We start from the raw sequence: 24,870 nt of genomic DNA, 5'->3' as shown, positions 1-24,870 counted from the left end.
TAGTAACCCCCTGAATTTTTTATTAAACTCCTAATGTAGCTCCGCCATCGACACATAAATTGTGCATTGTAATATGACTCGCTTTATCTGAAGCTAAAAACAATACTGCTTCAGCAACTTCTGAAGGCTGTGCAATTTTTTGTAACGGTATACCGAGTCTATACGTATCTTGAGAACCCGCAATTATATTTTTTGCTCCATTCTCATCAGCCCATAGTAACCTTTGCATTTCAGTTTCAGTAGAACCTGGAGAAACTAAGTTACAGCGAATGTTATACGCTGCAAGTTCCAATCCTAAACACTTCATAAACATCGTCGTTGCAGCTTTTGATGCAGCATACGCAGCCATCTCCATTCTGGGCGTATTTGCTGCATTTGAACCAACTGTAACAATTGCCCCTGACTTTCTTTGCATCATATATTTACTTACTGCTCGGCACATATAGAAAACTCCTGTAGAATTTACAGAGAATGTTTTATTCCAATCTTCATCACTTAAAGAGTGAATTGCTCCCATACGTAAAACTCCTGCAACATTTACTAATATATCTATCGGTGCTATATCATTTTCAATACTCTTTACCATATCTTCAACAGCGACACTATCACTCACATCTAAACGAAACGTTTTCACACGTGTTTCATTTAATTCATTTTGATTTAAGAGTACGTTTAACCCCTCTTCAGTTTGATCAGCCGCAATAACTGTAGCTCCTCTTTCTAAAAACATGTTTGCTACAACACTACCTATACCTTGGGCTGCACCAGTTACTAAAACCGTTTTCTTATCAAATTCCCCTATGTTCATTTCCTCTATCCTTTCATTTGAAAATTAATCTAATTAAACAAATAATGATAACGATTATCATTATCGATGTAAAAAATAATACACTTACTAAACTAATTGGTCAAGTGTACTTTTCATCAAAATATTATTCATTGATAATGTTTTTCATTTAATATTCTTACACCGAAATGATAATCTTTCTCAATAAACTTGTCAACCTATTTTTATTTTTCAGATAAAACATTTTAGTGATTCTCAATACAATTACATCTAAAAGCATTAATAAGTACTTACATTACACATTTAATTCATCCCCCTCTTTTTAAACTTGTAGAAGATTAACTGTAGATACCTTCATTTACAAAGCCTTATCAAAAACTCAAGTACATATTTTCTCAATATTTTTCTGAAAATACCGATAAAATATATCTTGCAATTACTAATGTATGTCTTGTTTATAATTTAAGATTTAATTCGTATTTCGAATATGATGTATCATTTTTCAATATTCCAATATAATCCAAATTGGTATTTCACTAACTTTTTTGTCTCAAAAAATCCCAAAAATTATATAACTTCGTTACAACCATTCATAAAAAAGCACCCTATTTAATAGGATGCTTTTTCGTATTTATAGTGTGATAGAAGATTTATATACTTATGCTACACTGCGATACTCTTCTTCTTTTTCTTTTTTCTGCTTAGGTGCTTGAATTAATATTGCGATAACAAATGATACGACACATAATACACCGATCACCGTGAAGGTTGGTTTGAATCCACCTAGAAGAGCACCGATAAAGGAACCTGCAAGTGCTCCAAATCCAAATCCTTGATACACAATTCCGTAGTTCTTACTATGGTTTTTCATACCGTAGAAATCACCAACGATAGCTGGGAAAATAGTGATATTTCCACCAAAGCAAAACGCTACGCTTGCTACACATACGAAGTAGATACCATAATTTAAATCTACGAAACTTAAAACCAAGACTGAAGCTGCCATAACAACAAATGTACCAGTAACGATTTTTAAACGGCCAATTTTATCTGATAACGGTCCTAAAATAATACGACCTAATGTATTGAAGATTGCAACCATAGCCACCGCATTAGCTGCTGTCGCTGCGCTAAGCCCTACAAGTTGAACACCAATGTCTTTTACCATACCAATTAAGTATAAGCCACTCATACATGATGTAAATAACATAATAAATAATAAGTATACTTGTTTTGTGCCTAACATTTCTTTCGTTGTATATTCCTGAGTTTTTGTTTCATGAACTGCTCCTTGATCTGCAGCTTGATGGATTAAACAAGCGCCAAGGACAATCATAGCTGTAACAATTAAACCCCAGTATATAAACGCTTGTGATACACCAACTGATTCAATTAACTGTGCGTTAATATATTTAAAGATTAAGCTACCCGAACCATATGCAGAGACAGAAATACCAGCAATTAAACCTTTACGCTTTGGAAACCACTTTATTAAATTGGATAGTGAAGTGATATATGCTGTACCATCTGCATAACCTACAACAACCCCTGCTAGTACATAAAGCAATAATAATGAGGAAGCTTGTGAACTAAGTATTAATCCTAGTCCTAACGCTAGTCCAGCTATCATAATAAGTTTTCGAAGTCCCCACTTTTCTTGCAATTTACTCGCAAATAAAGTTGAAAACGCTAAGGAAAGACTAGTAATTGAGAAAGTTATAGCAACAGCGTTTAGACTCCAACCATATTTACTAACTAAAGGCTGATTGAATAAACTCCATGTATATATCGTCCCAAGTCCCATTTGTACTATGACTGTGCCAAGGACAACAAGCCATGGATTAACATTTGATTTTTTCATATCATTCCGCCTCCTCTTTCTATTTCAATGCTATTCGCTAAATTTTCTTTTTTTATGTTCATATTGGCCACCTCATTTGATTTAACACCTTCATTGTATAAGATGTCCCTGATTATGTAAGCACTTACAAGATAGAGCGTCAAAAATATGGAATCAGTTACAGAAAACGAAGGTCGAAATACAAAAAACGAATTATTAAATACGTAAGTAGCTATTATAATGTTTTGCATCAATACGACTTACAGCGGTTTTATCATCTTCTTTTATAAAAATTATGTCTCAATTTATATGATGGCTAGATTGCAAAATTTTGATTTTCCTATACAAACAGAAAAAAACACTTTTTACACTACGATGTACTTTAGTTTTATTTATCAATAAAACAACAAATATTTTTTAAAAAAATAAAACTAAATATTCACTAATATAGCTTTACGTGGTTTAATATATATAATAAAAAAATATTTCTGTCTTTAATGAGGAGGTACTATGAAAGCAAACGTAGGCGATACTATACTTTTTCAACGAAATAATTTAAAAATTACGGGATCTGTACTAAAACTTTATACTGAATCGGTCTTAGTTGAAATTACAGATGTAAGCGGTGGTACTTTTGAATTTGATCGAACAATTGTAAATCATAAAAACTATAAAATTTTAAATGCGAATACATAAAACAACAAAAAATAGCCCCTGCTCACCAGCAGCGGCTATTTTATATGAAAACACTTCATTAGTTTATATATCCTAAAACACTTACAATCTTACTCGCTTTTAAATTATTAATATGATAATAAATTTCTAAACCTCTTCGCTCAGCTCGTAACACTTTACCTTTCATTTTTGATAAATGTTGCGAAACAGTCGATTGTGGAATATTTAGTAATTCTGTTAATTGTGTTACGTTACAAGTTTTTCTCGTACTTAATTCATTTACAATTTGTAATCGGATTGGATGCGCCATGATTTTTAAAATATCTACATCTTCTTCTGAAACTAAACTTTTTCTCATTTCATTCGTATATGTTGTCATAAGACATTCCCCTTTTATATGAATTCCTCTTATTTAGATCTATTTCCAAAATATTTAAAACTCCGATGTGAAACCTTTATATAAAAATAATAGAATTTTAAATTTTTAAAAACAGAACGAAATACAATTCACTTTATTTATTTGGTACATATACATAATACAATTTTAATATGTGCTCTATGTGAAGTTAGCATAAATTTGTAATGAAGATTTTTCAAACAATTCACATCTAACTATATACATCCTCATAATACTATCCAGTGATTTTAACATATTTTAGGCGTTTGTATATACTATCTACAAAATAAATGTTGTTTAGGGGGATTTCAAATGCCAACAATGTTACAAGAAGAAGTTGAAGAAGCGCACGAAACATATGTCAGTCGTATCATATTGGTCGGTGGATCAGCTTTATTTTTAGTCGGTGGTGTTATCTCGGCAATTTCGGCCTTTAAAACGTATAATCGCTTGGAAAATACACCGCCTTCTACAGATAACTCTTAGGTGAATTATTTAATTCTGAATAACAAACAAATGCCGTCTCTAAAAAGAGACGGCATTTGTTTGTTCATAAGTTCTTTACTAGAAAATCGCAAACAATACTTTGTGCATGAATTACAATTGAACTTACTTCACCACAAACCTAGTCTGACTACACCCATCCTTCTGCTTCGTTACTTCTAACACAGCCGGCATTGCGTTTTTCAGCTCTTGAACGTGTGAAATAACACCGATAAATCGGCCTGATTTTTGTAAGTCAATTAAGGCGTCAACTGCTTTTGTTAATGACTCCTCATCTAATGAACCAAAACCTTCGTCGATAAACATCGTTTCGATGGAAATACCACCTTCATACGATTGAATGACGTCTGCCATTCCAAGCGCTAAACAAAGTGATGCATTAAATTTCTCACCGCCAGATAATGTTTTTACATCGCGTGTTTGACCTGTATATGCGTCGTATACATCTAAGCCTAATCCACTTTGACGATTTCTCTTCTCAACTCGTTCACTTCGTTTTAAATAAAATTGTCCATTTGATAATTTACGTAATCGTTCGTTTGCAATTTGAACAATTTGTTCTAAATACTCAATTAAGATGTAACGTTCAAATGATATACGGCTTTCGTTATCACCTTTCATTACTTCATATAAATCAACAAGTTCTTGGAAAGCTTTTTCTTCCTCATGAATTTGTTCATCAATTCGTCTAATGTTTTCATGTAAATCAGAAATATATGTTACCGCAGTTTGCGCACGTTGGCGTTTTTCTTTTATTATATCGAGATTAATTTGTAATTCTATTATGTGTTCACCTAACGCCGTAATATCCATGTACTCTTTATCTTTTAATTCAGCATGTAACTCTTCAATTTGTTTTGCAAGCACTTCAAGAGATGAATAATAACTTTGAATTTCTTTTTGTAACATCTCCATCTCAATATCACTTAATTTAGCTTCTTTATACGTGGATTGATCTGTAAATCCGCTCTGTTCAAGCTCTTTCATAAAGCGCGTAAACGTCTCTTCTTTCTTTAATTTTGTACCTTCAAATTGATTAGAAGCACTTTCCTGTTCTGCTTGAATTCGTATATTTTCATTTTGCCAATGTTGATACGCTTCCTGCACTTTCTTCCATTCGTCCTCCATTAATTTGAGTTCATGCATAGCTTGGTCAAACTGGACTTTCCAAGCTTGGACTGTTTGTAAGTTTTCAGGAATATTTTTCTTATCATGTTCATATGACGTACGAAGCTGCATACACTCCATTTCTATACGGTGCTGCTCTGTTTCTACCTCACGCTTTTGCTTTTGAAGTGCATCTATTTTTTCTTCTACGCTTTTTATATTCACAGCAGTTTGCTTACGCGTTTCTTCGCTTGCTTTTAACGTATTCACTTCAGTTGCTAATTGCTTTCCCTTTTGAACAAGCGCACTATATGTTTCAACTAATTCTTCCGAGCGATAGCCTCGCTTCTTAACATCTTCTATTACCTGCTCATATTGAAGATGATAGAAATTCCATTTCTCCTCTAATTGAACATGTAACTTTTCAGCAATATTCTTCTTGTCTCTTAAATCATTTAACTCTTTTTCATCGATCGCATTACTTTGTTCTGTAGCTTTTTTCGGATGGTTCGTACTACCGCATACTGGACAAGATCCACCATCATGTAAATGAAGAGCTAATATACCAGCTTGTTCACTTAACCAGCGGCGTTCCATATTTTCATATGCGTTCACTGCCATTTGCATCTTATTGTATGCCGCTTCTTTTTCGTTCTCGAATTTTTGTTTTTCTTGCCAAACATCATATGCTTGCTTTAAAACTTTTGCATCTTCTCGCATATTCGTTAGTTCTTCTACTTTAGCTACATATTGCTCAAGTGCTCGTTCTAATTGCTGTAATTCACCAGACATTAGCTGTTTTTGATTTGTATGCTCCTCTAATTGTCGATCTAAGTTTTGCATACTTTCTTTTAGTTTCCCTACTTGAAGTTCTGCATTTTTTAAATTCAATTGTTTCTCAGCCAATGATGCAATAATCGGTTGTAACTCTTCTAATCTTTGAACAAGTTTTTTTGCATTTTCTCTCTCAGGTTCTTTATTCTTTACTGCTTCATATTTCTCCTGAGCAAGTTCAAAGCTACTCGTTATATTTTCTTTTTTGGCGATTATTTGTTTTAACAAACTTTCAGCCTTCTGCTCATTTTGCATTGCTTCTTCATACCATTGTTCAAATGGTAATAAGCGCTTCGCTTCTTCCGCACGTTTAAAAGATGTTTCTTTCATTTCAATAACGGTACGATTTCCTTGTAAAGTATTATATTTCTCATTCTTTTGTTGTAAATCTATAAATTTCTCATTTACAGATTTCGCTGTATGAAAACGAGTTTCAGCATCTTTTAATTGCTTCGTTTGAACATCTTGTTCTAGTTGTAATTGCTCAACCTCTACCTTATACGCAGCTGTTTCTTGTTCTAATGCTTCTACTACTTGATGCGTGTTTACATGTTCTTGTTCCACTAATGTCTCTAATAATGCTCCATCGCGGATTGGTAATTTAAAAACATTACGGAAGTATAACTCTCGCTCTTTCTGCTTTTCTTGTAAAACGTCTTTCCATTGTTTTCGTTTTTGATCAAGTAACTCACGCATTAACTTATAACGATCCGTTTTAAAAATTCGACGTAAAATTTCTTCTTTGTTTTCTGTCTCAGATGTTAATAGTTTTCGGAATTCCCCTTGTGGTAACATAACAATTTGGCTAAATTGATGTTTACTTAAACCAATTAAATCTTCCACTTTTTTATTTACATCCGTTACATGGAAACGATCAACAGCTGGAACATTTTCTTCATCAATCACTTCATATAGTTCTACTGCATGTCCCGTAATTGTCTTGTTCCCTTGTTTTTTATGTCCAAGTTGTCGTTTTATTTCATAACGTTTCCCTTTTAACTGAAAGGTTAGTTCTACACTTGTATACATATTATCATCAGCAAATTGACTGCGAAGCATGCTCGTATCACTACGTTCTTCTCCGCTTGCCTCACCATATAACACATAACAAATCGCATCAAAAATCGTTGTCTTTCCAGCTCCTGTATTCCCAGAAATGGCGAAAATACGATGATCTCCAAGATCGTTAAAATCGATTACTTCTTTCTGTTTATATGGCCCAAATGCTGTCATAATTAGCTGAATCGGTCTCATCCTCGTTCACCTTCCCGTTCTTGCACTGTTTGTAGTACTTCTACAAATAGACGTTCTTTCTCTTCTGATAAATCTAAGCCTTTCATTTCTTTATAAAAAGCCTTTAATAACGATAAATCATCCGTTTTATGTCTTGAAACAGTTACTTCATTTGACTCTGTGAACTCTCGTCTTTGAATAGATCTTTCAACATGCATTGCATTTGGATATACAGAGCGTATTTTTTCCATTGGCTGCAAGACAGGATTTTCGTCTAATAATTTTACAAACACGTAATCTTCACTTACTGGATGTTGTAATAATTCATCTATTTTCGCTTCTACTGTTCGAATTTTACGACGTGGTGCAAGTAACCTTTTTTCAATTGTTGCTTCACCTTGCTCGTCCAGTTCCACAATATAATATCCTTTTTTATGTTTTTCTTCAGAAATAGAATATGCAAGTGGAGAACCTGAATATCGAACTGTCTCATTACGTACGAAATGCGCTTGATGTAAATGTCCAAGCGCTGTGTAATGAAACTTATCAAAATAATGACTATTTACGTATTCAGCACCACCAATTGAAAGTGATCGTTCTGCATCACTTGTATTCTCTTCCGCTTCTCCCGCAGAAGTTACAAATGCATGACCAACAAATACATGTCTTGCTTCTTTATCCATCGTTTCAGAAAGCTCATTCATAAAAATACGCATCGCATCATCATGAGAACGTACATCTTCGTTTTTCAAAACATGTCTAACTATGCTTGGATCCGCATATGGAACGAGATGGAAGTGAACCTCGCCATATTCATCATTTAATATAATTGGCTCATATGGAAATTGAAATTGCCCCACAATAAATAATCCTTGTTTCTTCATTAAACTACTTCCAAAGTGAATACGATCTGGACTATCATGGTTTCCTGCAACCGCGATAACTGGTGTTTGTAAATCAATCACTATTTTTTGTAAAACATCATTTAATAAGTCTACTGCTTCCGTAGGTGGAATTGCTCGGTCATATAAATCCCCTGCAATAATTACCGCATCTGGTTTTTCTTCTTCAACAGCTTGTACAAACTGATCTAATACAATCTTTTGATCTTCAGTCATATACACGCCATGAACGAGCTTTCCTAAATGCCAATCCGCTGTATGAAATAACTTCATAGTTTCCTGCTCCTTTTAATTTACTGATTTTAGTGATACGAGTTGATAGTTTATTGTAGTTTTTCCGTTTTCCCACTCTAACTTTTGTATCATTGCACTACCAATTCTTTCTTCATTTGATTTATATAAAGGCAATATTTCTTGAACTGTAAATAAGTGATAACCATCCAATTTTAATTGAAATATGTTTTCTTCTATATGTAATCTTACTTCTTTTTCATTTGAAATAATTTTTGTGTGCATCTCAAATTTCATGACAGATACAACCCCTTTTTCTAATTTCCACATTATTAATAGTATATTGGCTATGCAAGATTGACAAGTAAATACACGGCAAAGTACACACTTTTCTACCGCTATATGTTTTTTATTTTTACATATAATACGGTATGTGAAATTTTATTTATTGTAAAAATAAAAATGTCTAATGTGACATCTTTATTTTTGTATAAAGTCTTTCATTACATAATATAAAACTGTAATGAAAACGATCGCTACAAAAAATGAAAATACTGCGATAATGTACCCATCCTTATTTAATAAAATGCAAAAAGAAATAGATATGATAAAAATCGGAAATACAAGCCGTACTTTATCCTTCACTTCCTCTGTCGTATCTGTATGATGAAAATACTGCGTTATCCCTATCATTAAAGAAGACAAAATAATCACCGACAATAGTAAAGGTCCTGGCATTCCGATTTCTCCTTTCTCTATTTCTAATGAAAAGCAATTTTTCTTTCATCATAATCACTTCAAATACTCTTTTTGAAGTGATTATGTACAATTTACACATATATAATAGCGTGTTTATCATGATAATTTCAAATAATTACAATTACAGTAATGTTGTAATATTCATTTTCGACCTCAAAAATCCTGCAAATATATCTCGTCAAAATATGCGGTATACAAATTAACACATACCGTCAACTTTAGACAAAATTTATAAAGGACATTTCAGTACGTATCAAGAATTAAGAATAAGAAGATATGTAAGGGAGGATGAATTATGACTGAACACGTTTTATTTTCTATTAGCGAAAACGGCGTTGCATCAATTACTTTAAACCGCCCAAAAGCACTTAATTCTTTATCTTATGACATGTTGCAACCAATCGGGCAAAAACTGAAAGAATGGGAACATGATGAGCGAATTGCGCTTATCGTATTAAAAGGAGCTGGCACTAAAGGTTTTTGTGCAGGCGGCGACATTAAAACTCTTTATGAAGCACGTTCAAATGAAGCTGCATTACAGCATGCGGAACGTTTCTTTGAAGAAGAGTATGAAATTGATACATATATTTATCAATATAAAAAACCAATCATCGCTTGTTTAGATGGAATTGTAATGGGTGGTGGTGTCGGTCTTACAAATGGTGCAAAATATCGAATTGTAACTGAGCGTACGAAATGGGCAATGCCAGAGATGAATATCGGCTTCTTCCCAGACGTCGGTGCTGCATATTTCTTAAATAAAGCTCCAGGGTTTGCTGGCCGATATGTTGCTTTAACAGCAGCTGTTTTAAAAGCTGCTGACGTATTATTTATAAACGCTGCTGATTACTTTATGACATCTGATTCATTACCAAATTTCCTTACTGAACTTGAAAGTGTAAATTGGCATAAAGAAGATGATGTACATACTAATTTAAAAAAAGTCATTCGTACATTTGCAACTGCTCCAAGCTTAGAAAGTGAACTTGCTCCTTCATTAGAAGAAATGAATTCACATTTTGCATTCGATACAATTGAAGAAATCATCCATTCATTGGAGAAAGATCAAAGTTCCTTTGCTTTAAAAACGAAAGAAACGCTATTATCAAAATCTCCTATTTCGTTAAAAGTAACATTAAAACAGTTTATTGATGGACAAGATAAGTCCGTTGAAGAATGTTTTGCTACCGACCTTGTACTTGCTAAAAATTTCATGAGACATGCGGATTTTTTCGAAGGAGTACGTTCTGTTGTCGTTGATAAAGATCAAAATCCGAATTATAAATATAAGCAGTTAAGTGATGTTTCAGAAGAAGATGTAAATCGATTCTTTAACTTACTTAATGCATAATAAGGTGAAACATTAATAAGTGGGGGTTCATTGCCCGCTTATTATTAGCCCTCACCGATCGTCCGGTCATGCGGGCTAAAATTGAGGCTATATAGTAGTGAAATTCCACTACTATATAGCCTCTTTCTCATTTAATAATTTTTAATAAAATTTAATTTTATTAAATCAAAATATGTGCTACACTATTTTTAATCAAATATTCTAAAAATAAAAAAGGAGGAGCAACTATGATTGAAAATTATTTTCTTTTCATCATTATGTCTATTTGTCTTATTATTTTACCCGGTCCTGATACTGCAATGGCGACGAAAAATACATTGGTTGCTGGTAAAGTCGGTGGAGTGAAAACAGTGTTCGGTACATGTGTTGCACTTTTAATTCATACTTTAGCAGCAGTAATCGGACTTTCCGCAATTATTGTAAAGTCAGCTCTTTTATTTTCTATTTTCAAGTACGTTGGAGCTCTATATTTAATTTATATTGGCATTAAAGCCCTTTTAGCGGTAAGAAACAAAGAAGGCTTTGATACGAACGATATATCTTTAAATAATGAAGATGAACACACTTCTTGCTTTCGCCAAGGGTTTCTTACGAATTTATTAAACCCTAAAGTTGCAGTCTTCTTTTTAACCTTTTTACCGCAATTTTTAAATCCAAATCATAATACGTTTATCCAACTTCTGGTAATGGGTCTTACTTACCTCGTTTTAACAGTTATTTGGTTCGCTTTTTATATATTTTTAATTAATAAAATTAGTGCTTTTATGAAAAAACCGAGGACGCAACGTTATATTCAAGGCTTAACAGGAATCGTCTTAATCGGTTTTGGTATTAAACTAGCTTTTGAAAAAAATAATTAACAAGACGAAAACCACCACTATTAATAGTGGTGGTTTTCATTTAACAACTGATTTGGCTGTTCACTCTATATTAAAACCAGCGCTCAGTTACAACTTTTTTACGTGTATAGAATTGAACACCATCTGTACCATTTGTACCTAAATCACCAAAGAAGGAAGCTTTATTTCCTGCAAATGCGAAGAATGCCATTGGTGCTGGAACGTTTACGTTTACACCGATCATACCAGCATCGATATTATCACGGAACGTTTGTGCATGTTTACCATTTGACGTATAAATAACCGCGCCATTTGCAAATTTAGATTGATTTGTTAATTTAATACCTTCTTCTAAATCTTTAACTCGTACAATGCTTAATACTGGAGCAAAAATTTCATCTTGCCAAATTTTCATTTCTTGATTTACACCATCAAAGATTGTCGCACCTACAAAGTAACCTTCTCCAACTTCTTCCTTAATTTTGCGGCCATCAACTAATAAAGTTGCTCCATCTGCTACACCGCTATTAATATAGCCTAATACACGCTCTTTATGAGATTCACGAATTAATGGTCCAACATAATTATCTTCGTGGAAACCGTCACCTACTTTTAATTTCTTCGTCTCTGCTACTAGTACGTCGATGAATTCATCAGCAATTTCATCTACTACCGCTACTACTGAACATGCCATGCAGCGCTCTCCACTACTTGCGAATGCAGATCCAATTACACCTTGCACTGTTTTCTCAAGATTGCAATCTGGCATTACAATCGCATGGTTTTTCGCACCAGCTAACGCTTGTACACGTTTCCCGTGTTTCGTACCTGTTTCATACACGTAACGAGCTACCGGCTCAGAGCCAACGAACGAAACAGCTTGAATATCTTTACTTTCTAAAATGCTATTTACAACATCTTTTCCGCCTTGTACTAAATTTAATACTCCTTTTGGAAAACCAGCTTCATAGAATAATTCTACAAGTCGCTCTGCTAAAAGTGGCGTTCTTTCAGATGTTTTTAATACGAACGTATTACCGCAAGCAATTGCAAGTGGGAACATCCATAATGGAATCATCATTGGGAAGTTAAACGGTGTAATACCAGCAACAACTCCAATTGGATAGCGCCAAATCGATCCATCAATGCCGCTAGCAATATTCGGAAGAGCTTGTCCCATCATTAAATTTGGTGCTGATGTTGCAAGTTCTACCGCTTCAATCCCACGCTGTACTTCACCAGTTGCATCCGTTAACGTTTTACCATTTTCTAGCGTAATGATTTTTGCAAGCTCGTCTTTGTTTTCTTGTAAAAGCTGTAAATATTTATACAATTGTCTTGAACGATTCGGAACTGGTACTTTAGACCATGTTTCGTATGCTGCTTTTGCCGCTTCAACAGCTTTTTCAACATCTTCTTTCGGAGATAATGGAACGTAAGCGATAATTTTTCCAGTCGCCGGATTTGGAACTGCTTCTACTTCTGTACCAGTAGATTCTACCCACTCACCATTAATATGATTTTTTACTCGTTTAATTTCAGTTGTAATCATTATATTCTCTCCTTTTTTATGATGTATATAATTCTATTATTTTTGATTAGAAATTAATTGTTCACTAACTTTCTTATATAAAGCAGCCATATCGTTTTCGCCGTACCCAGCTTCACTTGCTTCTTCATATACGTTTAATAGCATCTCACTAACTGGTAAGTGCAGTTCGCTTTCTTTCGCTAAATCTACTGCAAATCCTAAATCTTTCTTTAATAAATTTACAGTAAAGCCTGGATCGTAGTTTTCAGTTGCAATGAAACTTTTATAATTACGCTCATAAATTCTGCTTTGACCGTAACTTACATTTAAAATATCAAACATTTTATCTAAATCCATATTATTCTTTTTCGCTAATGTTAAAGCTTCACTCACACCAGCTGTATAAAAACCAATTAATAAGTTATTAATTAATTTCACTGTTGTACCACTATCAATATTCTCACTAACATGGAAAACATTCGCGCCTAGTACGCTCATGATAGATTCCGTTTTCTCATATACTTCTTTCGATCCACCAACCATAAACGTTAATGTACGGTTTTCGGCTCCAATTACCCCACCACTAACAGGTGCGGCTAAAAAGTCTACTTTCTTTCCCTTCGCAGCTTCCTCTAACTGTTTGTTTAACTGTGGAGATACAGTACTTGTATCAATTAAAATTACATTCGAATGGCTATTTTCAAATAAGCCTTCTTCGCCAAAATATACCGCTTCAACAGCGCGAGGTGAAGGTAAACTTGTAAAAATCACATCACATGTTTCTGCTAGTTTTGAAATTGATAAGCCGATAATTCCTCCTTCTTTTTCAAAGGAAGCTTCAGCCTCTTTATTTAAATCCACACCATATACTGTGTAACTTGATTTAACTAAATTTTTAGACATTGGAAGACCCATGTTACCTAAACCGATAAAACCAATCTTTTTCATATCGCTTTCCTCCTATTTACACAATATACTTTCCACGATTTATAATAGCTTTCGCAATTTCTCTCTTTTTTGTAAATACGTTCGTGTATAAAGGCACTAATAATTGACGAATTTCAGTTAAAATCACGTGTCTATCTTGTTCTTCTGTGACAGCCGCTGAAAGTATAGAAACCGCTGCTTCTTCTACATTACGATAGCCTTCTTCACAAATAACGTCAGTTATCATTTGTTTCGTACGCTCTTTCTCATCACCATTTTTACTAATTGCTTTACTCGTACGTAAAAATGCTGATTCCATGACGTACACGTCCGTTAACATATTTGATAATACACGTGAATATTCTTGCTCTTGATCAATTTTCAACCCCGGAGTTTTAGAGAGCGTTTTCAAAGATTGTTTCAACAATTTTTTTGCTAATAAAATGTAACGATGGTTTCTTTCGACATTTTCTACATCAATTTCTACTTCAGTATCTTCAATTTGTTCCATTTGCTTCATTAACATTTTGGCAACTGTTAATCTATTAATTTCGTTCGTTCCTTCAAAAATACGACTAATTCTAGCATCACGATATAATCGTTCTACCTCGTACTCTTGCATATAACCGTAACCACCATGAATTTGTACAGCTTCATCTACGATATGACCAAGTGTTTCAGAAGCATTTACTTTATTAAGTGCACATTCAATTGCAAATTGAGACATTTTCTTCATAAGATCTTCATCACTCTCATGAATTGCTTCATCAATGACACCTGCTGTACGATAAGCTGCACTTTCTGCTCCATATGTAGCAATGATCATATTTGCAATTTTCTCTTGAATCATCGTAAAATCTACTAATTCTGTTTGGAACTGTTTTCGCTCTTTTCCATATTGAACCGATAAACCAATTGCTTGTTTTGCTGTTCCAATATTTCCAAAAGCCAGCTTTAGTCTAGCAAAGTTAAGGATATTAAGAGCTACGTGATGCCCTTTCCCAACTTCCCCTAAAACATTTTCAGCAGGGATGACAACATCTTCTAAAATTAGGGTAGCCGTTGAAGAACCTTTAATCCCCATTTTCTTTTCTTCTAGTCCAATGGATACACCTTCACATGTTCTTTCGACAATAAACGCTGTCATTCCTTTATTTGTCTTCGCAAAAACAACGTATACATCTGCCATATGAGCATTTGTAATCCACTGCTTCTCACCATTTAACTTCCAAGCAGTTCCATCTTCATTTAATACAGCACTCGTTTTTGCACTTAAAGCATCAGAACCAGCATTTGGCTCAGTTAAAGCATAAGCCCCAATCCATTCTCCAGACGCAATTTTCGGCAAATATTTTTCTTTTTGTTCTTTCGTTCCATAATATATGTAAGGCAATGTACCTACACCAGCGTGTATATTAAAGGAAACGCTAAATGCACCAGCATATCCCATTTTTTCTGCTACAAGCCCTGAAACTGCCTTTCCTAACTCAAATCCACCGTACTCTTCTGGGACCTCGATACTTAATAATCCAAGTTCTCCAGCTTTCTCAAATAATTGACGAGAAACTTCATAGTTATGTTGTTCAATAGTCTCCATTTGTGGAACAATTTCTTGTTTAACGAATTGTTCTGTCGTTTTTGCGATTAAATCTTCATCTCCGGAAAAATCTTCTGGCGTAAAGAAACTATGATTCACATTTTTATTAAGTGAAAAAAATTCATCCCACGGTAACTTCGTTTTCTCCATCTGAATCCCCCTATCATTTCGGCCTTACTTGCTACTACGTATGCTCGTCTACGATGAGTGGAATTTCTTATTTTTGAAAACAGAAGGCGATGAATTTTCACATCAAGCAGTTCGTTTTGCCAAAGATGTATTCTCATCGCCTTAGTTGTTTTATCTATTGATCCTCTGATAATACTGTTTTTGCAATTCCAGTATCTAATTCTTCAAAGTCATGATATGAAATTGTTTCATATAACTCACTTCTCGTTTGCATACTTGAAAGTGCATCTTTTTGAGAACCTGTTTCCTTAATTAAAGTAAACACATTCTCATATGCTTTCGCTGCAACACGAAGTGAAGTTACAGGATAAATAACCATTTGGAAGCCCATATTCGCAAATTCCTCTGCACTATAATACGGCGTTTTCCCGAACTCAGTCATATTCGCAAGTAAAGGTGCATTTACTTTACTATTAAATAGACGGAACTCTTCTTCTGATTGAAGTGCTTCAGGGAATATCGCATCTGCACCTGCTTTTACATAGGCGTTCGCTCTATCGATCGCTTCATCTAAGCCTTCTACACCTCGAGCATCTGTACGTGCCACAATATATAAGCTTGGTGCAACTTCTTTAATCGCTTTAATCTTTTGAACTAATTCTTCTGTAGTAACGAGTTTCTTACCATTTAAATGTCCACATTTCTTTGGTAATTGTTGATCTTCAATTTGAACAGCTGCAACTTTCGCTTCTACCATTTCTACCGCTGTTCTCGCTACGTTTAAGACACCGCCAAATCCTGTATCAATGTCAACAAGAACTGGTAAGTCTGTAGCTCTTACTAGATCTCTTGCTCTCTCTGCTACTTCAGTAGACGTCACGATTCCTAAATCAGGCAGTCCTTTACTTGCAGTATAAGCAGCTCCTGATAAATAAAGAGCTGAAAATCCTGTATTTCTCGCAACTAAAGCTGCCATTGCGTCATGTGCACCTGGAATTTGCAAAATTTCATTTGCTTCTACTAAAGCTCGGAAGCGATTCGCAAGCTCCTCTTGTGTTGACTGTTTATTCACAACCCAAGCCATTCTAAATTCCCCCTATCATTAATTTAAAAATAGATCTACAAATTCGTTTACATTCATATTTTCTAGTTTTTCTTCATTTAGACAAACTTCATGAATTTGTTCTTGCTGCTTACTAGAATAATGACCTGCCATATTTGCAGTGAATTTTTGAACAACTTTTGGAATTGCTTCGTCTCTACGGAAACGGTGACCAAGTGGATATTCACATTCCACATTTTCTGTTACAGTGCCATTCTTGAAATGAACTTGAACAGCGTTGGCGATTGAGCGCTTGTTCGGGTCAAGGTAATCTAAACTGTACTGTTTGTTTTCAACAACAACCATCTTATTACGTAATTCATCTACACGTGGATCATTTGCTACTACATCCTCATAATCATCCGCAACGATATCTCCTTTTAATAAACCAATTGCCGTAATGTATTGTAAGCAATGATCACGATCAGCTGGGTTATTTAATGGACCTTCTTTATCGATAATACGAATTGCTGATTCATGAGTTGTAATTGTAACACGGTCAATTTCATCTAATCTTTCTTTAATTTCTGGATGTAATTTCACAGCACACTCTGCAGCTGTTTGTGCATGGAACTCTGCTGGGTATGAAACTTTAAATAATACATTTTCCATTACATAAGACTCTAACGGTCTTGCTAACTTTAATTCTTGTTTATTGAATAATACATCTTGGAATCCCCAACCTGGTGCAGATAATGCTGTTGGATAACCCATTTCACCTTTTAGAGCAGTCATTGCAAGATGAACACCACGGCTTGTTGCATCACCTGCTGCCCATGATTTACGTGAGCCAGTATTTGGTGCATGACGATATGTACGAAGACTAGAATTATCAATCCATGCATGTGATAATGCATTAAAGATTTCTTCACGTGTTCCGCCAAGCATTTTTGCAACTACAGCAGTTGTTGCTACTTTTACGTATAATACGTGGTCAAGACCAACACGATTCAAACTATTTTCTAAAGCTAGTACACCTTGAATTTCATGTGCTTTAATCATCATTTCTAATACTTCACGTACTTTTAATGGTTCTTTTCCTTCTGAAATACGAACACGGCTAATATAATCTGCAACTGCTAAAATTCCGCCTAAGTTATCAGATGGATGTCCCCACTCTGCTGCAAGCCAAGTATCGTTATAGTCTAACCAACGGATCATACATCCGATATTAAATGCACCTTTCACTGGATCAAGCACATATGACGTACCTGGTACACGTGTACCATTTGGTACGATTGTTCCTGGTACAACTGGTCCTAGTAATTTCGTACACTCTGGATATTGTAGTGCTAAAATTCCGCATCCAAGCGTATCAAGTAATACGTAGCGAGCAGTACTGAATGCTTCTGCACTAGTTACCTCTTTATTTAATACATAATCCGCAATTTCTTCTAATAATGCATCTTTTTGTTTAATTTCATTTGTTTTAATCATACTATTCTTCCCTTTCTGTCGAAAATTCGTTATTATTAATGATGGGTGTCGGTCAAACACCCATCTAGCGGGCGGCGCTAACAACTCCCCAGTTGTTCTTATTTACTAAGTACATGTCGCTCGCCAATATAATTAACACGTGGACGGAACAATCGATTGTTCGCATGTTGCTCAATTACGTGCGCACATAGTCCTACTGTTCTAGAGCTAAAGAAGATTGGTGTGTAAAGTTGAATTGGAATACCAAGCATCCAATATACTGGAGCTGCATAATAATCAAGGTTCGGATAAATTCCTTTTTCCTTCTCCATAATCTTTTCTCCAGCTTCACACATTTCATATAGTGTATAATCACCTTTTACATCACATAACTGCTTCAAAGCTTCCTTCATCATCAGTGCTCTTGGATCCATCTTCTTCATGTACACACGATGTCCAAAGCCCATAATTTTTTCTTTGTTATATAATTTCTTCTGTAACAACTCTTCAAACTTCTCAACATTACCAGCTTCTAACAGCATGTACATAACCGCTTCGTTCGCACCACCGTGTAAGCTACCTTTTAAAGATGCAACTGCCCCTGTTAAAGCACCATATAAGTCCGATTGCGTTGATGCAATAACGCGCGCTGTAAATGTAGAGTTTGGCATTTCATGTTCACTATATAAAACAAGGGAACGATCAAAGATCTTCTCCTCAAGTTCAGTTGGTTTTTTACCTGTTAACATATAGAAGAAATTCGCGCTATATGTTAATTCTTGAAGAGGCTGGATTGGCTCTTCATTATTTAAAATATGATAGCTATTCGCTACAATGTTTGGTACTTTGCTCAATAATTTGTACCCGCGGCTTTTGTTTACTTCTAACGAGCGGTTTTCGATATCATTATCGTAACCAGCTAATGCGGACACACCTGTACGCAATCCATCCATCGGGTGCGTTTCTTTCGGTAATGCCTTTAATACGTTGAATACACCTTCTGGTACCGCGTATTCTTCTTTTAATTTCTTTTCAAGTTGTGCTTTTTCATCCTCATTCGGTAGATGTTCTTCCAATAAAAGGTGCACAATATCTAAATACTCTTTTGTTTTTGAGAGTTCGATTAAATCATACCCTTGAATTACAATTTCACCTTTCACTGTGTCAAGAAACGAAATTTTCGTCTCCGCTGCCACTATACCATCTAATCCCGGGGAAAATTTTTCTTCAGCTTTCATCATTATTTCCTCCAATCCTAATAGATCTTCGTGCACATAACTGTAAGCCTTTACAAAATCGTGAAACTACATTTCTATTTCAATGTATCAGAGTTTTTAGAAGATTTCAATTTATTTTATAATGATAAGTTTCCTATACTTTTACCGATGTAACAATACAATTTTTCAAAAATAATTTTCACATTTTATAAAGAAAGGACTGACTTCTTTATATGTCTTATTAAAACAAAATATAAGGATGACTCAGAAAATCCCACAGAATATATCATTCAACCAATTTTTTTAAGAAAATAAAAAAAACGAGCTGTACACATATACAACTCGTTTCTACATGATATTTATTTCACTATCTCATCAATATAATTCTTATATAAAACTTATTTATTTTTAAAAAAGTTATTATTTCACATAATTAAATTGAATTTCTTCCGTTTCCTCATAGTAACATTTAACTAAATGATAGTTTTAAAGTACCAAAGATTATAAACATCTCCCAAAATAGAATGACTTCTTTCTCAACTGACACGATTTCCCCATCTGATTTCTCAGAAACTATCCCTAAAGAATAGGCCGGCTGAATTGAACTATTATTATGTTATCCTTTAACCATTGTAAATCGTTAAGTTCAATTGAAATTTTCATCTTTGTTACTCCCGTTTACGCAAATTCTTTTTTACCTAATCGCTGTTTTACAAAAATGACAAAAATAATGAAAGCGATTAGTCCTGAAATTGCACTACCTACAAATAAAATACGGTAACCAAACATTTGCGAAATAACTCCAAGTAAAATCGCACCAAGTCCAATCCCTAAATCAAATGCAGTAAAGAATGAAGCGTTAGCAACTCCTCTTTTACTCGGATCAACAATTGTAAGCATCGCTGCTTGTAATGCGGGCTGTGCTGAACCGAATCCAACACCGTATAATGCAGCTGCGATAACTACCCCTATTAAACTATTTGAAATCGTTAATACAACTATCGCGATAATCGTAATACATAGTGCCGGGAGTATAATAAATACTTCTCCATACTTATCTAATAGTTTTCCTGAAATTGGTCTTACAATCGTTAAAGCAACTGCATATACAAGAAAGAATGTCCCAGGATTCACATCGATTGAAGATGCAAATAGCGGTAAAAACGTCGTAATTCCTCCATATGCAAATGATAAAAAGAAAACTACAATTGTAATGGATAGAACCGATTTTTCAAACAACTGCATTTTCCCTTTTTCTTTTTGTGGTGTGAATGGCATTTTCGTCATGAACGATAATAGGACTGCCATAAAGGATAAAAGAGTTGCCAACAAGAATAGACCGTGAAATGAATAATGTTGTACAACCGATAATCCAATCATTGGGCCGATTGCCATTGCAATTGTCATAGCCATCCCGTACCAACCCATACCTTCACCACGGCGTGAATCTGGAATAATATCAGTTATCGCTGTTCCAACAGCTGTTGTAGAAACAGCCCATGTCACTCCGTGAATAACGCGTAAAACTGCTAAAAGGACTATAGTCGATGCTAAATTATAGGAATACATCGTTAGCCCAAAAAGGATGAGTCCGAAAATAATAAACGATCTTCTACCATATTGATCTAACATCCCTCCAATAATCGGTCGTATTACAACTGCAGCTATTGTAAACATTCCCATCATGAGTCCAACTTGTGATTCATTGCCGCCTATCTCTTTAATAAAGAGCGGGAGCGTTGGTACAAGTAAATAAAATCCTGTAAATAAAAATAACATTGCGAAAGTCATTTGAATAAATGATTTCGTCCATAATCGTTCCATTAAAATTCCTCCATAAACACGTATATTCTTGCAATTAACACCTCCATTTTACATTTTCTCAGTCCCTTTTCCCTCCGTAAATAGACGTAACTTTTTATAATAAATGGTCCACCATCAATATAAATTGGTCTTACAACTTTATAAGTATACATTAGCCTAAAGTCCTATCTATATGTACCTTTATACGCGTGAAAAGAATATACTACTTTATTATCACAACTTAGGAGTGATTATGTTATGTGGGTATCTTCAAGAGTAACGGCCGTCGTTCCTTCGACTCTTGGGATACACGTTCCAGCCGTTCATACAGCTAGTTCCGATGTAGGAATTGAACTTCCTGCAACTTGGCAACAATATCAAATTCCAGGTCAAGTTACTCCCTCATTTTGGCATCATGGCGCACATCCAAGTAGTACCACCTTTCAAAGCCAAAGTTATCCTCCATTACCTCAGGCTCAAGTTTTTTATCATTTCCCTTCTATTTATTTCCAAAATTTCCACGGTACTTTTAACATTTAAATTCATCCTTGCATAGCTGCTGCATTTTAACGAAAATAATACTTCAAATAGAAAATTATGTAGTAATTTCACAGAACAACTATTTAATCCTAAAAACCTATAAACTGCTTACTATAGACTTTTCTGTAGGAAATCAATAATCAACATTTTAATTTAAACGATAAAAAAGCACTTAAGATTGTAATTTTTACAAATCTTAAGTGCTTTTTTGTACTTTTTATTAACTTCTCTTATTGTCCATTATTGACAGGGGCTTCTCCTGCATTCCCGCCAGTATCTGGTTGTGTGGTCGCTGGAGGTGTTGTATTTCCTTGACCAGCTCCATTATTTGCTGGAGGTGTTGTATTTCCTTGGCCTCCTCCATTATTTGCTGGAGGTGTTGTATTTCCTTGACCTCCTCCGTTATTCGCTGGAGGTGTTGTATTTCCTTGACCAGCTCCATTATTTGCTGGAGGTGTTGTATTTCCTTGGCCTCCTCCGTTATTTGCTGGAGGTGTCGTTCCTTGGCCATTTCCATTATTTTGTTCATTTTGTTTCTTTTCTTCTTCTTGTTTCTTTTGCTCTTCTAGTTTCTTTTGTTCTTCTTGCTTCTTCAGTTCCTCTTGTTGCTTTTGTTCTTCTTGTTTTTTAAGCTCTTCTTGTTTCTTTAATTCTTCTTTGTTTTTCTCTTCTTCAGTTTTTTGCTTTTGATCTTGTTTTGGTTGTTCCGTTGTATCCGGTACGCTCGTATTTGGTGAAGAATCACGTTTTTCACCTTTTATACGTAGCTCACTACCTTCTTGAATAACGCTACTTGGCATTTTAAAGCGTGATTTGTCAGTAGCAAACTCACTCATCATTTCTTTAAAGATCAACTGTGCAATTTTCGTATTTTTACTACTAATATACTCGTCTTTACCATCTTTCATATATCCAGTCCATACCGCCATCGTATATTGCGGCGTATAACCTGCAAACCAACTATCACGAGTCGCACTTTCTGGAATGTTATATTGAGCTAATTGTTTTGAAGCATAGTTTGTTGTACCTGTTTTACCAGCTACATCTAAAGAGCTAATATTTGCTGCTGTACCAGTACCTGATGTTACTACTGAACGAAGCATATCAGTGATCATATATGCTGTAGAGTCAGCTATAACTTGTTTTGGTTTTTGCTCAAAACTTTGTGACTTGCCGTCTGGATAAACTACTTTCTTAACAAAATGCGGTTTTGCATACTTTCCACCATTACCAAATGTCGCATAAGCACCCGCCATTTCAGTTGGTGAAACTTCATTTGTACCTATAGCTGTTGATTCTGCCAGCGGTTTATTAAATGTAATACCTAATTTCTCAGAGAATTCCTTTGATTTATTAAGTCCTACTTCTTTTGCAGTTTTAACTGCTGGAACGTTACGCGACATTTTTAATGCTTCACGCATAGTAATTGGGCCTAAATGACTTCTGTCCGCATTTCGAAGTTCTTGTCCAGTTGAATATTTAAATGGAGAATCATCAATTTGATGATATGTAGCCCATTTTAAGTATTCAATTGCAGGACCGTAATCAAAGATTGGCTTCATCGTCGAACCAGCTGCACGATCTAATTCAATTGCCATATTATGCCCTTTAAATACTGCTTTATTTTCACCGCGCCCACTACCTATAGCACGAACCTCACCTGTTTTCGTATCCATAAATGTGAAAGCACCTTGGAATTTATCATTTGGATAGTTAATAATATTTTCATCTAATATCCTATCAGCAGCTTTCTGTGCATCTTTATCTAAAGTTGTATAAATTTCCAAACCGTCAGAACCAATATTAGCATCTGGCAATTCTTTTTCTACTTCTTTCACAACTGCATCCATAAATGCAGGATATGGCATTGCTTGTACAGTTGCAGTTTTAAGTCCATCTGTTACTTTAACTTTCGAAGCTTCTTCCATTTCTGCCTTCGTAATATAACCATGTCGATTCATTAATTTTAGTACAACATCTCTTCTTTCTGTTGCTCTTTGAATATTGTCCGTTTTCGTTGGATCATAGTTATTCGGTGCTTTCGGTAAACCTGCAAGCATCGCAACTTCTGGTAATGTTAACTCTTTTAATTCTTTACCATAGTAGTTTTGTGCTGCTGTTGCGATACCATACGAACGGTTTCCTAAATTAATTTTATTTAAATACATTTCTAAAATTTCATGTTTTGAATACTGTTGTTCTAGCTTATACGCTAAATATATTTCCTGAACCTTACGTTTTGATGTTTTTTCCATCGATAAGAAATAGTTTTTAATAACCTGCTGCGTTATCGTACTTCCACCCTGTGAACCGTAATCTCCTTTAAGGCTCACCAACACAGCACGGGCAGTACCTTTGAAGTCTACTCCGCTATGCTCATAAAAACGTGCATCTTCTGTTGCTAAAAATGCATTTTCTACTAATTTAGGAATTTGATCATACGTAACATTCGTCCGTTTTTCTTTCCCATATTCATAAACCAAATCGCCATTTTTATCATAAATTTTTGAGGATAACGGATTAACAAGTTTTGCTTTCTCAAGTTTTGGTGCATCCTTAATCATTACGAAGAAGGTAGCAACCCCTGCCACTAAACCAACAATACCAAGTAATAAACAAGTAATTAAAAACTTACGAAAGAACGATGTTTTCCCTTTTGGTTTTTGTGTTTTAGAAGCTGGCTGTTTTTTCTTTTTAACTTGTCGTCGCTCCTCTCGAGAACGATAATTTTCTGACATGTTACTTTCTCCTGCCTTTCAATTCTCCCGTTGATTTACTTAAAAATATTGAGGTCACTTTCTAAACTGAAGTTAATTAAGAAAGTATATTGACCTGGAGCATTCAATATTTTCCTAATTCACAGATTATAATTTTTAGAATTCTTCGTATACAAACTATTTTCACTTCTATTTACCCTAATAATGCTGCCCCTTTAAGCATAGAATGTAAAAAGTGAATTTTTATACCTCGTATAAATAATATACCTTTTTTTCAAATGGTCAATATTTTCTTATTTATAAATCAAAGGTGAAATAAAAATAGCACAACGATATGTACTTCGTGTGAACTTCCTTATTATTACGTATAACAAACATTTAATATATTGCATATAAGTATAATACCTCTTTAATTATAAGGATTTCAACACC

Annotated in this window: 20 protein-coding genes and 1 pseudogene; 5 read left to right on the top strand and 16 right to left on the bottom strand. The window is 34.6% G+C overall.

Annotated features, from left to right (window positions below):
* Positions 1-22 precede the first annotated feature (22 nt).
* On the bottom strand, positions 23-808 hold the full coding sequence (dhbA, locus tag ILS93_RS19675) for a 2,3-dihydro-2,3-dihydroxybenzoate dehydrogenase (RefSeq protein ID WP_064477287.1): 786 nt from the start codon (positions 806-808) through the stop codon (positions 23-25).
* Between the two features lie 637 nt (positions 809-1,445).
* Positions 1,446-2,648, bottom strand: coding sequence for an L-lactate MFS transporter (locus ILS93_RS19670; protein ID WP_064477288.1), 1,203 nt, complete (start codon positions 2,646-2,648; stop codon positions 1,446-1,448).
* Between the two features lie 489 nt (positions 2,649-3,137).
* Here ILS93_RS19670 and ILS93_RS19665 point away from each other — a divergent pair, with 489 nt between their 5' ends.
* Complete coding sequence (locus ILS93_RS19665) at positions 3,138-3,323, top strand: YkvS family protein (protein ID WP_000646787.1); 186 nt, start codon at positions 3,138-3,140, stop codon at positions 3,321-3,323.
* A gap of 58 nt (positions 3,324-3,381) precedes the next feature.
* Here the strand turns inward: ILS93_RS19665 and ILS93_RS19660 are convergent, their stop codons facing one another.
* Complete coding sequence (locus ILS93_RS19660; RefSeq protein ID WP_064477290.1) at positions 3,382-3,681, bottom strand: ArsR/SmtB family transcription factor; 300 nt, start codon at positions 3,679-3,681, stop codon at positions 3,382-3,384.
* 330 nt (positions 3,682-4,011) lie between these two features.
* Here ILS93_RS19660 and ILS93_RS19655 point away from each other — a divergent pair, with 330 nt between their 5' ends.
* Positions 4,012-4,185, top strand: a complete 174-nt coding sequence (locus ILS93_RS19655; protein WP_064477291.1) for a hypothetical protein — start codon at positions 4,012-4,014, stop codon at positions 4,183-4,185.
* Positions 4,186-4,308: 123 nt separating this feature from the next.
* Here the strand turns inward: ILS93_RS19655 and ILS93_RS19650 are convergent, their stop codons facing one another.
* The 4 genes from ILS93_RS19650 to ILS93_RS19635 form a co-directional block, all read right to left on the bottom strand.
* Positions 4,309-7,398, bottom strand: coding sequence for an AAA family ATPase (locus ILS93_RS19650; protein WP_222661144.1), 3,090 nt, complete (start codon positions 7,396-7,398; stop codon positions 4,309-4,311).
* Positions 7,395-8,552 (bottom strand): exonuclease SbcCD subunit D, encoded by a 1,158-nt coding sequence (locus ILS93_RS19645; RefSeq protein WP_098102830.1) that lies wholly within the window; start codon positions 8,550-8,552, stop codon positions 7,395-7,397. The genes ILS93_RS19650 and ILS93_RS19645 overlap by 4 nt, the downstream gene beginning before the upstream one ends.
* Positions 8,553-8,567: 15 nt before the next feature.
* Complete coding sequence (locus tag ILS93_RS19640) at positions 8,568-8,807, bottom strand: DUF2584 family protein (RefSeq protein ID WP_000667347.1); 240 nt, start codon at positions 8,805-8,807, stop codon at positions 8,568-8,570.
* Positions 8,808-8,990: 183 nt separating this feature from the next.
* Positions 8,991-9,248 (bottom strand): hypothetical protein, encoded by a 258-nt coding sequence (locus ILS93_RS19635; protein ID WP_046955733.1) that lies wholly within the window; start codon positions 9,246-9,248, stop codon positions 8,991-8,993.
* Positions 9,249-9,564: 316 nt separating this feature from the next.
* Here ILS93_RS19635 and ILS93_RS19630 point away from each other — a divergent pair, with 316 nt between their 5' ends.
* The gene (locus ILS93_RS19630; RefSeq protein ID WP_222661142.1) at positions 9,565-10,620 is read left to right on the top strand and encodes an enoyl-CoA hydratase/isomerase family protein; all 1,056 of its coding nucleotides are present in this window, start codon (positions 9,565-9,567) and stop codon (positions 10,618-10,620) included.
* 227 nt (positions 10,621-10,847) lie between these two features.
* On the top strand, positions 10,848-11,480 hold the full coding sequence (locus ILS93_RS19625; RefSeq protein ID WP_222661140.1) for a LysE family translocator: 633 nt from the start codon (positions 10,848-10,850) through the stop codon (positions 11,478-11,480).
* Positions 11,481-11,550: 70 nt separating this feature from the next.
* Here ILS93_RS19625 and ILS93_RS19620 read toward each other — a convergent pair whose 3' ends face one another.
* The 8 genes and pseudogenes from ILS93_RS19620 to ILS93_RS19585 all read right to left on the bottom strand — a co-directional run bounded on the left by ILS93_RS19620 (position 11,551) and on the right by ILS93_RS19585 (position 21,202).
* Entirely contained in the window at positions 11,551-13,011 is a 1,461-nt protein-coding gene (locus ILS93_RS19620) for a CoA-acylating methylmalonate-semialdehyde dehydrogenase (protein ID WP_064477296.1), read from the bottom strand.
* Positions 13,012-13,047: 36 nt separating this feature from the next.
* The gene (locus ILS93_RS19615) at positions 13,048-13,938 is read right to left on the bottom strand and encodes an NAD(P)-dependent oxidoreductase (RefSeq protein WP_064477297.1); all 891 of its coding nucleotides are present in this window, start codon (positions 13,936-13,938) and stop codon (positions 13,048-13,050) included.
* Positions 13,939-13,954: 16 nt separating this feature from the next.
* Entirely contained in the window at positions 13,955-15,664 is a 1,710-nt protein-coding gene (locus ILS93_RS19610; RefSeq protein ID WP_064477298.1) for an acyl-CoA dehydrogenase family protein, read from the bottom strand.
* 154 nt (positions 15,665-15,818) lie between these two features.
* Positions 15,819-16,727 (bottom strand): methylisocitrate lyase, encoded by a 909-nt coding sequence (gene prpB, locus ILS93_RS19605; protein ID WP_063261135.1) that lies wholly within the window; start codon positions 16,725-16,727, stop codon positions 15,819-15,821.
* 18 nt (positions 16,728-16,745) lie between these two features.
* Positions 16,746-18,182, bottom strand: a complete 1,437-nt coding sequence (prpD, locus tag ILS93_RS19600) for a 2-methylcitrate dehydratase (protein ID WP_222661138.1) — start codon at positions 18,180-18,182, stop codon at positions 16,746-16,748.
* A gap of 98 nt (positions 18,183-18,280) precedes the next feature.
* Entirely contained in the window at positions 18,281-19,402 is a 1,122-nt protein-coding gene (gene mmgD, locus ILS93_RS19595; protein WP_064477300.1) for a citrate synthase, read from the bottom strand.
* 396 nt (positions 19,403-19,798) lie between these two features.
* Positions 19,799-20,041: pseudogene (locus ILS93_RS19590) on the bottom strand (HesB/YadR/YfhF family protein).
* Positions 20,042-20,056: 15 nt separating this feature from the next.
* Positions 20,057-21,202, bottom strand: coding sequence for an MFS transporter (locus tag ILS93_RS19585; protein ID WP_088046824.1), 1,146 nt, complete (start codon positions 21,200-21,202; stop codon positions 20,057-20,059).
* A 237-nt stretch (positions 21,203-21,439) separates the two neighbouring features.
* On the opposite strand from ILS93_RS19585, the gene ILS93_RS19580 reads away from it, so the two are divergent.
* Positions 21,440-21,721 (top strand): hypothetical protein, encoded by a 282-nt coding sequence (locus ILS93_RS19580; protein WP_222661136.1) that lies wholly within the window; start codon positions 21,440-21,442, stop codon positions 21,719-21,721.
* Positions 21,722-21,951: 230 nt separating this feature from the next.
* Here ILS93_RS19580 and ILS93_RS19575 read toward each other — a convergent pair whose 3' ends face one another.
* Positions 21,952-24,459: a transglycosylase domain-containing protein gene (locus ILS93_RS19575; protein ID WP_064477303.1), complete on the bottom strand. Its 2,508-nt coding sequence runs from the start codon at positions 24,457-24,459 to the stop codon at positions 21,952-21,954.
* Between the last annotated feature and the right edge of the window lie 411 nt (positions 24,460-24,870).

It is taken from the genome of Bacillus sp. 16GRE42 (genome assembly GCF_019837435.1).
In the GTDB taxonomy this organism is placed as follows: domain Bacteria; phylum Bacillota; class Bacilli; order Bacillales; family Bacillaceae_G; genus Bacillus_A; species Bacillus_A wiedmannii.
The sequence above is the reverse complement of the archived record's forward strand: the minus strand, read 5'-3'. Positions and strand labels throughout refer to the sequence as shown.